This is a genomic window from Olleya sp. YS (assembly GCF_029760915.1).
Classification (GTDB): domain Bacteria; phylum Bacteroidota; class Bacteroidia; order Flavobacteriales; family Flavobacteriaceae; genus Olleya.
Genome location: NZ_CP121685.1, coordinates 1,302,939 through 1,315,040, shown reverse-complemented (window position 1 = coordinate 1,315,040; position 12,102 = coordinate 1,302,939). Strand labels below are relative to the sequence as shown.

The 12,102-nt window shown below is 31.9% G+C and carries 14 protein-coding genes; 10 read left to right on the top strand and 4 right to left on the bottom strand.

From position 1 onward, the window contains the following. Nucleotides 1–173: 173 nt before the first annotated feature. Nucleotides 174–1,460 carry an MBOAT family O-acyltransferase gene (locus tag Ollyesu_RS06060; protein ID WP_279302901.1) on the top strand — a complete coding sequence of 429 codons (1,287 nt, stop codon included), beginning with the start codon at nt 174–176 and terminating at the stop codon, nt 1,458–1,460. A gap of 6 nt (nt 1,461–1,466) precedes the next feature. Continuing rightward, nucleotides 1,467–2,558: a DHHW family protein gene (locus Ollyesu_RS06055; protein WP_279302900.1), complete on the top strand. Its 1,092-nt coding sequence runs from the start codon at nt 1,467–1,469 to the stop codon at nt 2,556–2,558. A 45-nt stretch (nt 2,559–2,603) separates the two neighbouring features. Here Ollyesu_RS06055 and gdhA read toward each other — a convergent pair whose 3' ends face one another. Further along, a complete protein-coding gene (gene gdhA, locus Ollyesu_RS06050) occupies nt 2,604–3,947 on the bottom strand; it encodes an NADP-specific glutamate dehydrogenase (RefSeq protein ID WP_279302899.1) in 1,344 nt (447 codons plus the stop codon). A gap of 228 nt (nt 3,948–4,175) precedes the next feature. Between gdhA and Ollyesu_RS06045 the strand changes: the two genes are divergently transcribed. After that, nucleotides 4,176–4,997, top strand: coding sequence for a glutamate dehydrogenase (locus tag Ollyesu_RS06045; RefSeq protein ID WP_279302898.1), 822 nt, complete (start codon nt 4,176–4,178; stop codon nt 4,995–4,997). Nucleotides 4,998–5,072: 75 nt separating this feature from the next. Here Ollyesu_RS06045 and Ollyesu_RS06040 read toward each other — a convergent pair whose 3' ends face one another. After that, nucleotides 5,073–6,212 (bottom strand): cystathionine gamma-synthase, encoded by a 1,140-nt coding sequence (locus Ollyesu_RS06040; protein ID WP_279302897.1) that lies wholly within the window; start codon nt 6,210–6,212, stop codon nt 5,073–5,075. 73 nt (nt 6,213–6,285) lie between these two features. Between Ollyesu_RS06040 and Ollyesu_RS06035 the strand changes: the two genes are divergently transcribed. After that, nucleotides 6,286–7,029 (top strand): DUF4163 domain-containing protein, encoded by a 744-nt coding sequence (locus Ollyesu_RS06035; RefSeq protein WP_279302896.1) that lies wholly within the window; start codon nt 6,286–6,288, stop codon nt 7,027–7,029. Here the strand turns inward: Ollyesu_RS06035 and Ollyesu_RS06030 are convergent. Further along, entirely contained in the window at nt 7,026–7,481 is a 456-nt protein-coding gene (locus Ollyesu_RS06030) for a DinB family protein (protein WP_279302895.1), read from the bottom strand. The genes Ollyesu_RS06035 and Ollyesu_RS06030 overlap by 4 nt on opposite strands. 87 nt (nt 7,482–7,568) lie before the next feature. On the opposite strand from Ollyesu_RS06030, the gene Ollyesu_RS06025 reads away from it, so the two are divergent. The 3 genes from Ollyesu_RS06025 (at nt 7,569) to Ollyesu_RS06015 (ending at nt 9,358) form a co-directional block, all read left to right on the top strand. Next, nucleotides 7,569–8,051, top strand: a complete 483-nt coding sequence (locus Ollyesu_RS06025; protein WP_279302894.1) for an OsmC family protein — start codon at nt 7,569–7,571, stop codon at nt 8,049–8,051. Nucleotides 8,052–8,115: 64 nt separating this feature from the next. Further along, nucleotides 8,116–8,472, top strand: coding sequence for an ArsC/Spx/MgsR family protein (locus Ollyesu_RS06020; protein WP_279302893.1), 357 nt, complete (start codon nt 8,116–8,118; stop codon nt 8,470–8,472). Next, a complete protein-coding gene (locus Ollyesu_RS06015) occupies nt 8,462–9,358 on the top strand; it encodes a DMT family transporter (protein ID WP_279302892.1) in 897 nt (298 codons plus the stop codon). Before Ollyesu_RS06020 ends, Ollyesu_RS06015 begins: the two co-directional genes overlap by 11 nt. On the opposite strand, the gene Ollyesu_RS06010 is transcribed toward Ollyesu_RS06015, so the two are convergent. Continuing rightward, on the bottom strand, nt 9,339–9,818 hold the full coding sequence (locus tag Ollyesu_RS06010; protein WP_279302891.1) for an acyl-CoA thioesterase: 480 nt from the start codon (nt 9,816–9,818) through the stop codon (nt 9,339–9,341). The two genes, Ollyesu_RS06015 and Ollyesu_RS06010, sit on opposite strands and share 20 nt — an antisense overlap. Before the next feature lie 117 nt (nt 9,819–9,935). Here Ollyesu_RS06010 and Ollyesu_RS06005 point away from each other — a divergent pair, with 117 nt between their 5' ends. From Ollyesu_RS06005 to nadD, 3 genes are all read left to right on the top strand, one after another. Continuing rightward, on the top strand, nt 9,936–10,796 hold the full coding sequence (locus Ollyesu_RS06005; protein ID WP_279302890.1) for a YicC/YloC family endoribonuclease: 861 nt from the start codon (nt 9,936–9,938) through the stop codon (nt 10,794–10,796). Between the two features lie 55 nt (nt 10,797–10,851). Next, nucleotides 10,852–11,436 carry a guanylate kinase gene (gmk, locus tag Ollyesu_RS06000; RefSeq protein WP_279302889.1) on the top strand — a complete coding sequence of 195 codons (585 nt, stop codon included), beginning with the start codon at nt 10,852–10,854 and terminating at the stop codon, nt 11,434–11,436. A gap of 84 nt (nt 11,437–11,520) precedes the next feature. Continuing rightward, complete coding sequence (gene nadD / locus Ollyesu_RS05995) at nt 11,521–12,099, top strand: nicotinate (nicotinamide) nucleotide adenylyltransferase (RefSeq protein WP_279302888.1); 579 nt, start codon at nt 11,521–11,523, stop codon at nt 12,097–12,099. Nucleotides 12,100–12,102: the final 3 nt, after the last annotated feature.

The window sequence follows — 12,102 nt, the reverse complement described above, 5'->3', positions numbered from 1 at the left end:
TTATTGTATTTTAAGCCTGCTTTTTATTAAACAATATGCTATTTACGGATCCTATTTTTTTGTTTTTGTTTTTGCCTTGTGTTTTGTGTATTTACTATTTAGCACCAAAAAAAATAAAAAACTTCGTTCTTCTACTGTTTAGTTTAGGATTTTATGCTTGGGGAGAGCAAATTATGGTGTTATTATTACTTCTCTCTGCCATAGTCGATTTTAGTGCGGGTTTAGTAATACAAAGAGGGTATAAAAAAGTAGGTTTGTACCTCTCCATACTTTTCAACTTAGGAATTTTGTGTTACTTTAAATACTCTTATTTTATAGCTTCTAACTTTACTAATTTATCTGATGTCTTAGGGGTTAACATAGATTATTCCTCTAAATTCATTAACATTGCATTGCCTATTGGCATTAGTTTTTTCACTTTTCAGACCATGTCGTACACTATAGATGTGTATCGAGGTAAAGTACAAGCAAACAAAAATTTTATAGACTTTGCTTGCTATGTGACCCTATTCCCTCAATTAATTGCAGGACCTATAGTTAGGTATGCAGAAATAGAAACAGAATTACAACACAAAAACATCAGTTTAGACAGGTTTTATGATGGTTGCAGGCGTTTTATTATAGGCTTATCTAAAAAAATGCTTATCGCTAACAATTGTGCGTTTTTTGCAGATGCAGCTTTTAGTTTACCTAACAACGAATTGTCTATGTTAGTGGCTTGGGTAGGAATAATTTGCTATGCACTTCAAATATATTTTGACTTTTCTGGATATTCTGATATGGCTATTGGCTTGGGCTTGATGTTTGGTTTTACATTTCCTGAAAATTTTAATTACCCATACATTGCAAAATCAATAAGAGAATTTTGGAAACGCTGGCATATAACTCTATCTAATTGGTTTAAGGATTATCTATATATTCCTTTGGGAGGTAATAGACAAGGAGCTACTAAAACTTATATTAACTTAATAATAGTTTTTAGCTTAACAGGACTTTGGCATGGAGCCAGTTGGACCTTTTTAATTTGGGGATTATGGCATGGTCTATTTTTAATAATAGAGCGCTTAGGCTTTGATGCAATATTAAAAAAGTACAATGTACTCTCATATTTTTATACACTTTTAGTTGTACTAATTGGTTGGGTATTTTTTAGAAGTGATACGATATCTCAAGCCACAAATTTTATATTAAAATTATTTGATTTTAAGACACAAACTAATTACGAATTTTTCGATTTCTATTTTACTAAAGAAGTGATAATTGCATTAATTATTGGTGTGTGTTTAGCAACTCCTTTATATAAATATATCTTAGATTATTTTAATGTAAAATCTAAGCAATCCACTACCTATAAATCATATTTAGTAATCAACTCATTAAGTTTACTACTCTTGTTTTGGACCTGTTATTATTATATTGCTACCAATGCCTACAACCCTTTTATCTATTTTAAATTTTAAATGATGATGAAAGCTAAAGATTGGTCATATAAGTTGTTTATAATAGTGTTTTTAACACTACTAATTATACCAAATATTGTGTTGTTGTTTGGATTAGAACAAGGTTTTACTAATAATGAAAATATTGAGTTTGAAACTCCTCCAGAATTTGATCTTTCTCAACCTAATACGACTTTAAAAAACTACAAAAGTTATTATTTGGGCAACTATGGTTTGAAAAAAACATTGGTCAATCAATATGTGAGTTTTAAATCTGAAATCTTGAAAGAAAATCCTCTTCCTGATAAAGTCGTTGTAGGAAATCAAGGATGGTATTTTTTAGGGAATGCTCACAAAAAAGTTTTAAATAACACATTTAATACTACGCACGATAAAATTCAAATTGTACAGGTTGTTAAAAATTTAAAAAAACTTTCGGAGTATTTACGTGAGAAAAATATTCTTTTTTATGTAGCAGTTGCTCCAAATAAACACAGCATCTATAAAGAAAATTTACCCTATAAACTTAATCAAAACGCTACCTTTTATGAAGAACTTATAGAAGCATTAAAAGACAATAATATTAATTATATTAATCTTCATAAAGTGTTATTAGAGAAGAAAAAAGAAGAAAAAATATATTACAAGACTGATACCCACTGGAATAACTTAGGAGCTTTTTATGCGTATCAAGACGTTATAAATACCATAGGAAAAGAATTAAGCGTTAAACCCTTATCGCTAAATGATTATATTATTAACACCTCATTGAAGCCTGTAAACCATTTATCTAAAATGATAAATGTTTATACTAAAGAGCAGGTCGTAAATTTAACTTTAAAAAAATCTGTTTCTATAGATACATTATCAATTAGATTTGATGACTTAATATTTAGCAACCAACAACAGCAATTTAAACTATTAATGAGTCGAGACTCATTTTCAGATGCATGGATAGGTTTTTTTAATGAAAGTTTCAACCAAACAAGGTATATTAAAAACTATAATCCAATCACAACACAACTAATAGAACAATACAAACCAGACGTGGTAATTTATGAAATTGTGGAACGAAACCTTCCTAATTTAGTAAAACCCATATTACTAAAAAACCCTTAACTGATATACAGTTAAGGGTTTTTATAAAAGATATATACTTTAAAATTATACAACTCCCTGTGCTAACATGGCATCTGCAACTTTTACAAACCCTGCTACATTTGCACCTTTCACGTAATCTATAGTTCCGTCTTTTTGTTTACCATATTCTACGCAAGATGCATGGATATCATCCATAATTTGGTTAAGCTTTGCATCAACCTCTTCTCTTGTCCAGCTGTAACGTAATGAGTTTTGACTCATCTCTAATCCAGAAGTTGCAACACCTCCAGCATTGGATGCTTTTCCAGGAGAGAATAGTACTTTTGACTTTTGAAACACTTCAATTGCTTCAGGCGTAGTAGGCATATTAGCACCTTCTGCAACTGCAATAACATTATTTTCAACTAATGCTTCAGCCTCTTCTTTATTTAATTCATTTTGTGTAGCACATGGCATAGCTATATCACAATCAACGTTCCATGGTCTTTCGCCTTTATGGAAAGTTGCAGATGTGTACTCATCTGTATACTCACTAATTCTTCCTCGCTTTACATTTTTAAGCTCCATTATAAAAGCTAACTTGTCTTCATCAATTCCATCTTTATCATGAATAAATCCAGAAGAATCGGACATAGTAACCACTTTACCACCTAATTGTGTAGCTTTTTCACAAGCATATTGTGCCACATTTCCTGATCCAGAAATAACTACCGTTTTTCCTTCAAAAGAATCGTCTTTTGTTGCTAACATGTTCTTTGCAAAATAGACACAGCCATATCCTGTAGCTTCTGGTCTGATTAAAGATCCTCCATAAGACAACCCTTTTCCAGTTAGTACGCCTGTAAATTCGTTTTTTAATCGCTTATATTGTCCAAACATGTAGCCGATTTCTCGTCCTCCAACACCAATGTCTCCTGCTGGCACATCTGTATTAGCTCCAATGTGTCTAAATAATTCGGTCATAAAAGATTGACAAAAACGCATCACCTCGTTATCGCTTTTTCCTTTAGGGTCAAAATCACTTCCTCCTTTCCCTCCACCCATTGGTAAGGTGGTCAAAGAGTTTTTAAATAATTGCTCAAACCCTAAAAATTTTAATATACTTAAGTTTACAGATGGATGAAAACGCAAACCTCCTTTGTAAGGTCCAATCGCAGAGTTAAATTCTACTCTAAACGCTCTATTGACCTGAGTGTTTCCATTATCATCAATCCAAGGAACTCTAAAAATGATAGTACGCTCTGGTTCTACCATGCGTTCCAACAACATCTTACCTTGATATTTTGGGTTTTCTTCTATAAACGGAATTACGGTTTCTGCAACTTCGTGTACTGCTTGCAAAAACTCTGGCTCGTTACCATTTTTTTGCTTTACTAAATCTAAAAAAGCTTCAATTTTGTTTTTCATTTATGTAAATAATTACGATTCTGTTATACAATCCATAAAAATGTAAGGCAAAGATACATTATCTTTAATTCTACACCTACTTTTTTTTAAATTTCGCAAACGTTGTAGTAAAATCAAATAACTTGAAAAAAATCATTTAATTACTGCATTTTATCTGCAAAATTTGTATGTTCGTCGTAGTTTTATATATTTGTTGAATAAATTAGCCTCTAAAAACAAAGCTTTATTATGCTTAACCCTAAACAATTAACTCTAGCAATACTTATTTTTTTAAGTGCTAGTACTGCATATTCTCAATTGGGTTTTTCTCATGAAATTGGAATTATTACTGGACCTGTAGCTTTTAAATCTGATTATGGAGAGCGTTTTGATTATGAAACAAATGCAGGGAATTCTGGGATTGGTATTGGTTTAGTACACTATATCAATTTCGCGTATCAAGCAGATTGTAACTGTTATACTACCGATAACTATTTTAACGATCACTTTAAATTACGTTCTGAGATTTCTTGGAATAAAACTAAATTAGATCATTTAGGTCAGTTTGTAGATCCTTCTCAAACTAGTGCAGATGCCGATAGACTTAGAGCACACTCTGGTGAAGCAAACAATTTAGATATAGGAATGCAATTAGAGTATTTTCCACTAAGTATTAGATCTTTTCAAGCTTTTGGCTATAAGTTTGCACCTTTTATTAGTTTAGGAGCACACTATGTGTCTTTTAACCCAAAAGTAAGCACTTCTTATCTTGGAGAAGGTGATCCTGGAAATATAAATAACTTAAACAATTTCTATAATCCTTGGTATGTCAATGATCCAACTAACTTACCTGTACCTATTGATGTTAGTGGCGGAAGTACTTGGTCTATTGTATCTAGTATTGGAGTTAGATACAAATTAACGGTTGTATCGGATTTAATGTTAGATTTAAGAGGCCAATATTATTTTAGCGATTGGGTTGATGGCTTAAACCATAAATTAGAAGACTACAACAAGTATAACGATTGGTTAGTTTGGCTAAATGTGGGTTACATTTATTACTTAGATTAATCTTTAAATAAAAATATAACAAAAAGCTCAAGTATTAACTTGGGCTTTTTTTGTTTCTAATTCTTTTTTTCTTGGCTAGCCTATAGCTTGTTTTAAATCATTTATTAAATCTTCTACGTCCTCAATACCTACACTTAAACGAATCAAACTATCCACTACACCAATATTTTCTCGTTCTTGTTTGGGAATACTAGCGTGTGTCATACTAGCAGGATGACCACAAAGTGACTCCACACCTCCTAAAGATTCTGCTAAAGTAAACACTTTAAGATTTTCAACTATTTGAATGGCGTCTTCATAGTTGTTTCCTTTAGTTACAAAAGATATCATACCACCAAAACCCTTCATTTGTCCTTTTGCAATATCGTGGTTTGGATGTGTTTCAAATCCTGGCCAGTATACGTTTTCTGTTTTTGGATGTGCTGCTAAGTATTCGGCTACAGCCTTACCATTTTCGCAGTGACGTTGCATTCTAACATGCAAGGTTTTAATTCCTCGAAGTGCTAAAAATGCGTCTTGTGGTCCACAAATAGCACCACTAGCGTTCTGAATAAAATATAATTTATCTGCTAACATTTTATCTTTTACAATTAATGCTCCCATAACCAAGTCGCTATGTCCACCAAGATATTTAGTAGCAGAATGCATGACTATATCTGCTCCTAACTCTAAAGGCTGCTGTAAATATGGCGTTGCAAAAGTATTGTCTACTGCTAAAAGTACTTTGTGTTGTTTAGCGATTTTTGATGTTGTAATAATATCAATAATGTTCATCATTGGGTTTGTTGGTGTTTCAACCCAAATAAGTTTTGTATTAGCATTAATATAGTTTTCAATATTAGCTGCATTCTGCATACCTATAAAATGAAACTTTATTCCAAAATCTTCAAAAATTTTAGTAAATAATCGATATGATCCACCATACAAATCGTTTGTAGAAATCACCTCATCACCAGGTTTTAAAAGCTTTATTACAGCATCAATAGCAGCTAATCCAGACCCAAATGCTAAACCAAAAGTTCCGTTTTCTAAACTTGCCAAAGCGTTTTCTAAAGCCTGACGCGTTGGATTATGTGTTCTTGAATACTCAAACCCTTTATGACCACCAGGTGTAGATTGCGCGTAAGTAGACGTTTGATATATTGGAGGCATTACAGCTCCATAAGCTGGATCGTGTTTTTGACCACCATGTATGGTTTTGGTATTAAATTTCATACTGAAAACTTTTGTTAGCAACAAAAATAGTTTTTAATTCGTTGTATAAAAACTAGAACAATATCTTTAATCTATGTTTAACACCTTATCTCAACCTAAACCAATACTATTAATAGTAGTTACTTGTTTTTTTATGATGGTCTCTTGTCAAAAAAAAGCAACATTAACTTTTTCTGAAACACTAATGACTAAGGATAAAGAAACTTTAGTTGAAGTGATTATCCCTAAAGCAAACGGTACGTCTAGAATAGCCAAAAACATCAATAATACACTAGCAGGTTTTACTTGCGATATACTAAATATTGATAGTGCAAAAAGTAAAAAAGGAACTATAGAAGCTAGTATTGAAGCTTTTAATGAGGCTTATAATAATTTTAATAAAACTCTGGCAAACGAATTTGATACTGTTTTACCACGTTGGGAAGCGTTTATTGATGGAGAAGTTTCTTATCAAAATGAAACCCTAGTGAGTATAGCAATGAATGGTAATATTAATACAGGATCACCTAGTAGCACATTAAAAACAAAGTTTTTTAATTTTGATTTAGCAGACGGTAAGTCTTTATCTACAGAAGATATGGTTAACGATATGAATGCTTTTAAAGCTTTAGTTAAAAAGTATTACGACAAAGAATTACTAACAACCTATACCAGTCTAAATGACAATGCTAATACCTTTAAATTACCCGAAACTATTGGGTTTAATGAAGACGGTATTATCATTATTTATAATAAAGATGCGTTTGGACAATTAAATCAAAATATTATTGAGTTTACACTTCCATTTGCTGTAGTAGACCCTTATTTAAACTACTAAATATTTTTCTTTAAGGCTAAAATATAACCTAAGTGGATTCCTTCATGAAAATTATTAAACGCTATGGCTTCATCAACATTAGTTAATGTACTTTTAGTAGTCACAGTATATTCATGATAAGTTTGAAACAACCTGTTATTGTAATCTTCTTTAGTTTTTTCAATTGTAGAAAACAATAAGCCCTTTACCAAATCTACTTCAGCTTGTGTCACATCACGTTCTACTTTTGTGCCTTTTCTGTAAGTCTCAACCAAATCGTCACTAATTATCATTGGTAAACCTGACAATTTATACACTAATAATTGTTGTGTAACAACTGTGTGTGCCACATTCCAAAAAATATTATTGCTATAACCTTCAGGAACTTTATTTAATTGTTCCAAAGTAAACGTTTCTAAAAAATGTTTTAATAGCGTTCTGTTTTTAATAGTAGTATCAAATGCAAAATCCATAGTATTCAATTTTATTTCAAATAACTAATTTAAAAAATCTTAAACTAATAAGCTTTCAATTTTTAACTTTAGATTTTAAACAAAACAATGGAAACACACAACTACCAATCAACTATCACTTGGACAGGTAATCTTGGTGACGGAACCACAAATTACAAAAGCTATAATCGTAATCATACAATAACAATTTCTAATAAAGACAATCCAATTTTAGCAAGTTCTGACCCTGCTTTTTTAGGAAACAAAACTCGTTATAATCCAGAAGAACTTTTACTATCTTCCATTGCCTCTTGCCACATGCTTTGGTATTTACATCTCTGCGCGACACACCAAATAATTATCACCAAATATACAGATCAAGCCAAAGGAGTCATGCAAGAAAACCAAGATGGCAGTGGGCAATTTACAAGTGTAACCTTATATCCTAAAGTGATTGTAAAGGATGCTAGCATGATACACAAAGCCAATCAATTACATCATGAAGCAAACAAAATGTGTTTTATCGCTCGTTCGTGTAATTTTCCAATTAAACATAACGCTTTCGCGGAAACTTCGCCTGATGAAGACTAGTTTTAATTAAAAAGAGAATACTTTTTTGTTAAAAAAAACGACCTTTGCCTAAATTTTAGATACCATGAAAAAAGTATACTACCTAAAAACGTGTAATACCTGTAGTAGAATATTAAATGATCTTAATCTTCCTTCAGATTTCGAGCTACAGGACATTAAAACTAATCCATTAACTGCCAAACAAATTGAAGCGTTAAAAGCATTAGCAGGTAGCTACGAAGCCTTATTTAGTAGACGTGCAAAACTCTACAAAGACATGGGTCTAAAAGACCAAACCCTAACCGAAAAAGATTACAAACATTATCTATTAGATCATTACACCTTTTTAAGCAGACCAGTAATTGTAATAGACGATGCTATATTTATTGGAAGTGCTAAAAAAACCATTGAATCTGCAAAAACTGTGCTTCATGAAAACTAGATATTGGGCTTTACTTGCTGCTTTAATGGTGCAAGTACTTTATGGTCTAAATTATACTTTTGCAAAGGACGTTATGGTTGGTGGCTTTATAAAACCATTTGGTTTTATAGTAATCAGAGTTGGCGCAGCTGTAGCATTGTTTTGGATGTTTAGTTTTTTAGGTCCAAAAGAAAAGATTGAGAAAAAAGATTTTCTAACACTTTTTTATGCTGCTGTTTTTGGAGTTGCAACAAATATGTTACTGTTTTTTAAAGGCTTGGAATTGACTACACCTATTCATGCTTCTGTAATAATGATTATTAGTCCTATTATCGTATTAATACTATCATCTTTTTATCTAGGAGAAAAAATTACAAGACTTAAGGTGCTAGGTGTTATTTTTGGTTTTGCTGGTGCAACAATCTTAACTGTTTATGGTAGATCTGCAAGTCCAGCAGATAATGTGTTTTTAGGCAACATCATGATTTTACTTAATGCTATTTCTTATAGTATTTACATAATAATTGTCAAAAAACTCACCTACAAATATCATCCATTTACCTTCATTAGATGGTTGTTTTTATTTGGCTTTTTCTTAGTGTTACCGTTTGGTTATAATCAGATCATAGCAATTAACATCGCTTCCTTTACACCATACATTTGGTTTTCGGTAGTATTTGTTGTTGTTGGCGCAACCTTTGGTACCTACCTATTAAACCCTTTAGCTTTAAGACACTTAAAAGCGTCTACAGTAACTGTATTTATTTATTTACAGCCTTTAATTGCTGGTATTTATGCGGTCATTGTTGGTAGTGATGCAGTAACTTCTGTTAAGTTAATAGCATCGTCCTTAATCTTTTTTGGTGTGTATTTAGTAACTAAAAAGCCTAAAGTGTTACATGCTTAGGCATACGACCATGAATACGCATATCTTGCTTGGTTAAGGTTTTAAAGTCTTTAGTTCTTGGAAATTGATTTGCTAGTTCTAGCAAAGAATCATTCAATCCAGTAAGTTTTCTAGTATTTAGGTTTATCCAAGCTCCAGAAATTTCGCAAAACGCTAAATTATGACCTTTGCTATCGTAAAAATTATGGTCAAACCTAAAAAACATTCCGTCTTCACTTAAACCAGACACTTCTAAACTAACAGTTATGGGTTGACCTAAAAAAGCTTCTTTAAAATAATGTACATGTTCATGAAATACGACAGGACCAATACCTGCTTTTCCTAAAGTCATTAAAGAAAATCCATGATCTTGCAAAAAAGCTGTTCTAGTATGTGACATAAAATTGATGTAAGCCGAGTTAGCTAAATGTCTGTTAGCATCAATATCACTCCATCTAATTTCAAAATCTTTTTTGTACATTTTTTTAAGCTTTAATTTCTTCAAAATTACAATTATTTACTCTGCATGCATAATAAATATTCTATTTCTTAAGCGTTAACATTTTACTTACCTTTGTAGCAATCAATTAGTGTGTATATGATTTATTCAATGACAGGTTATGGCAAATCTGTATTACAATTGCCAACAAAAAAAATAACAATAGAGTTAAAGTCACTTAACAGCAAAAACCTAGATTTGAATGCACGAATGCCTTCAATTTACCGAGAAAAAGAGTTAGATCTACGTAAACTAATTGCTAACCGATTAGTTAGAGGGAAAGTAGATTTTTCCATCTTTGTAGAAACTACTGCAGATGATACCTCAACACAATTAAATGCACCTGTAGTTAAGCAATATATGCATCAATTACGAGACCTTCTTAACACCAGTGACGATCAAGAATTATTAAAAATGGCAGTCCGTTTTCCTGATGCGTTAAATACGGTTAGAGAAGAAATTGACAACCAAGAATGGGAACAGATTGAATCTGAAATAAAATCTGCATTAAATAGCTTGACAGACTATAGGTTAAATGAAGGTAAAGTCTTAGAACAAGATTTTAACGACCGTATTAAAAATATTGCAGCGCTGTTAGAACAAGTTATTGCTATGGATCCAGAGCGAATTGAAGGAGTAAGAGAACGCTTACGTAAAGGCGTAGAAGAGCTTAGAGAAAAGTATGACGAAAACCGTTTTGAGCAAGAACTAGTCTATTACATAGAAAAGTTTGATATAACCGAAGAAAAAGTCCGCTTAGACAATCATTTAAACTATTTTACTGAAAGTATTAATAGTAAAGATTCTAACGGGAAAAAATTAGGGTTTATCGCTCAAGAAATTGGTCGAGAAATCAATACTATTGGCTCTAAAAGTAATTATGCACCAATGCAACAATTGGTGGTACAGATGAAAGACGAGTTAGAAAAAATTAAGGAACAATTATTGAATGTACTGTAAAAAGTAAGCAGTATTCAGTAGCAGTTAGCAGTATCTGCTTAAGATATTTTAAAGAATGAACGAAAACACCAAACAAGGCAAACTCATTGTATTCTCTGCTCCATCAGGTTCTGGAAAAACAACCATTGTAAGGCATTTATTAAAGCAAGAACAACTAAACTTAGCTTTTTCCATCTCTGCAACATCTAGAGAAAAACGCGGAACCGAAGAAGATGCTAAAGACTATTATTTTTTAACAGCGAAACAATTTAAGCAAAACATAAAAGACGATGCCTTTTTAGAGTGGGAAGAAGTATATAGAGATAATTTTTATGGCACTTTAAAAACAGAAGTCGAACGACTTTGGGCACTTGGTAAAAACGTTATTTTTGATATTGATGTGTCTGGTGGCTTACGTATTAAACGAAAATTTCCTGAACAAACCTTGGCAGTTTTTGTAAAACCACCAAGTATTGACGAGCTTAAAATAAGACTTAAAAAACGTCAAACCGAGAGTAACGACAAAATAAACATGCGTATTGCTAAAGCTAGTGCAGAGTTAGCAACAGCACCATTATTTGATGTGATTATAGAAAACGATAATTTAGAAAAAGCTTTAATAGAAGCAGAAACGATTGTTGGAGATTTTATAAAAAAATAGTTGCATTGTCACACTGAGCGCAGTCGAAGTGCAACAAAAACTAAAACTAAAAAAAGTCTTCCCTTTGGGAAGATTTAGATGGTAATGAAAATAGGCTTATACTTTGGATCTTTTAACCCAATACACGTTGGGCATTTAATAATCGCCAACCAATTGGTTGAAAATAGCGATTTAGATCAAATCTGGTTTGTAGTAACACCTCATAATCCATTTAAAAAGAAAAGCTCGCTTTTAGATAATCACCAACGCTTAGAAATGGTGTATTTAGCAACCAAAGACTACGATACGCTTAAAGAAAGTGATATCGAGTTTAACTTACCGCAACCTAATTATACTGTTAATACTTTAGCCCATTTAACCGAAAAATATCCAAACAAAGAGTTTTCACTTATTATGGGAGAAGACAATCTAAAAAGCTTCCATAAATGGAAAAATTACCAGGTTATTTTAAGTAACCATCACATTTATGTATATCCAAGAATTAGTGAAGGTACTTTAGAAACCCAATTTGATAATCATCCCAATATACACCATGTTGATGCGCCAATAATGGAGATTTCCTCAACCTTAATCCGCAATAGTATTAAAGCAGGTAAAAACATAAAACCTTTGTTACCAGAACATGTATGGTCGTATTTGGATGAGATGAACTTTTACAGATAGGAT

Coding starts and splice junctions, on each gene's coding strand:
- Ollyesu_RS06060 (WP_279302901.1), top strand. CDS start 174: ATGGTGTTATTATTACTTCTCTCTGCCATAGTCGATTTTAGTGCGGGT.
- Ollyesu_RS06055 (WP_279302900.1), top strand. CDS start 1,467: ATGAAAGCTAAAGATTGGTCATATAAGTTGTTTATAATAGTGTTTTTA.
- gdhA (WP_279302899.1), bottom strand. CDS start 3,947: ATGAAAAACAAAATTGAAGCTTTTTTAGATTTAGTAAAGCAAAAAAAT.
- Ollyesu_RS06045 (WP_279302898.1), top strand. CDS start 4,176: ATGCTTAACCCTAAACAATTAACTCTAGCAATACTTATTTTTTTAAGT.
- Ollyesu_RS06040 (WP_279302897.1), bottom strand. CDS start 6,212: ATGAAATTTAATACCAAAACCATACATGGTGGTCAAAAACACGATCCA.
- Ollyesu_RS06035 (WP_279302896.1), top strand. CDS start 6,286: ATGTTTAACACCTTATCTCAACCTAAACCAATACTATTAATAGTAGTT.
- Ollyesu_RS06030 (WP_279302895.1), bottom strand. CDS start 7,481: ATGGATTTTGCATTTGATACTACTATTAAAAACAGAACGCTATTAAAA.
- Ollyesu_RS06025 (WP_279302894.1), top strand. CDS start 7,569: ATGGAAACACACAACTACCAATCAACTATCACTTGGACAGGTAATCTT.
- Ollyesu_RS06020 (WP_279302893.1), top strand. CDS start 8,116: ATGAAAAAAGTATACTACCTAAAAACGTGTAATACCTGTAGTAGAATA.
- Ollyesu_RS06015 (WP_279302892.1), top strand. CDS start 8,462: ATGAAAACTAGATATTGGGCTTTACTTGCTGCTTTAATGGTGCAAGTA.
- Ollyesu_RS06010 (WP_279302891.1), bottom strand. CDS start 9,818: ATGTACAAAAAAGATTTTGAAATTAGATGGAGTGATATTGATGCTAAC.
- Ollyesu_RS06005 (WP_279302890.1), top strand. CDS start 9,936: ATGATTTATTCAATGACAGGTTATGGCAAATCTGTATTACAATTGCCA.
- gmk (WP_279302889.1), top strand. CDS start 10,852: ATGAACGAAAACACCAAACAAGGCAAACTCATTGTATTCTCTGCTCCA.
- nadD (WP_279302888.1), top strand. CDS start 11,521: ATGAAAATAGGCTTATACTTTGGATCTTTTAACCCAATACACGTTGGG.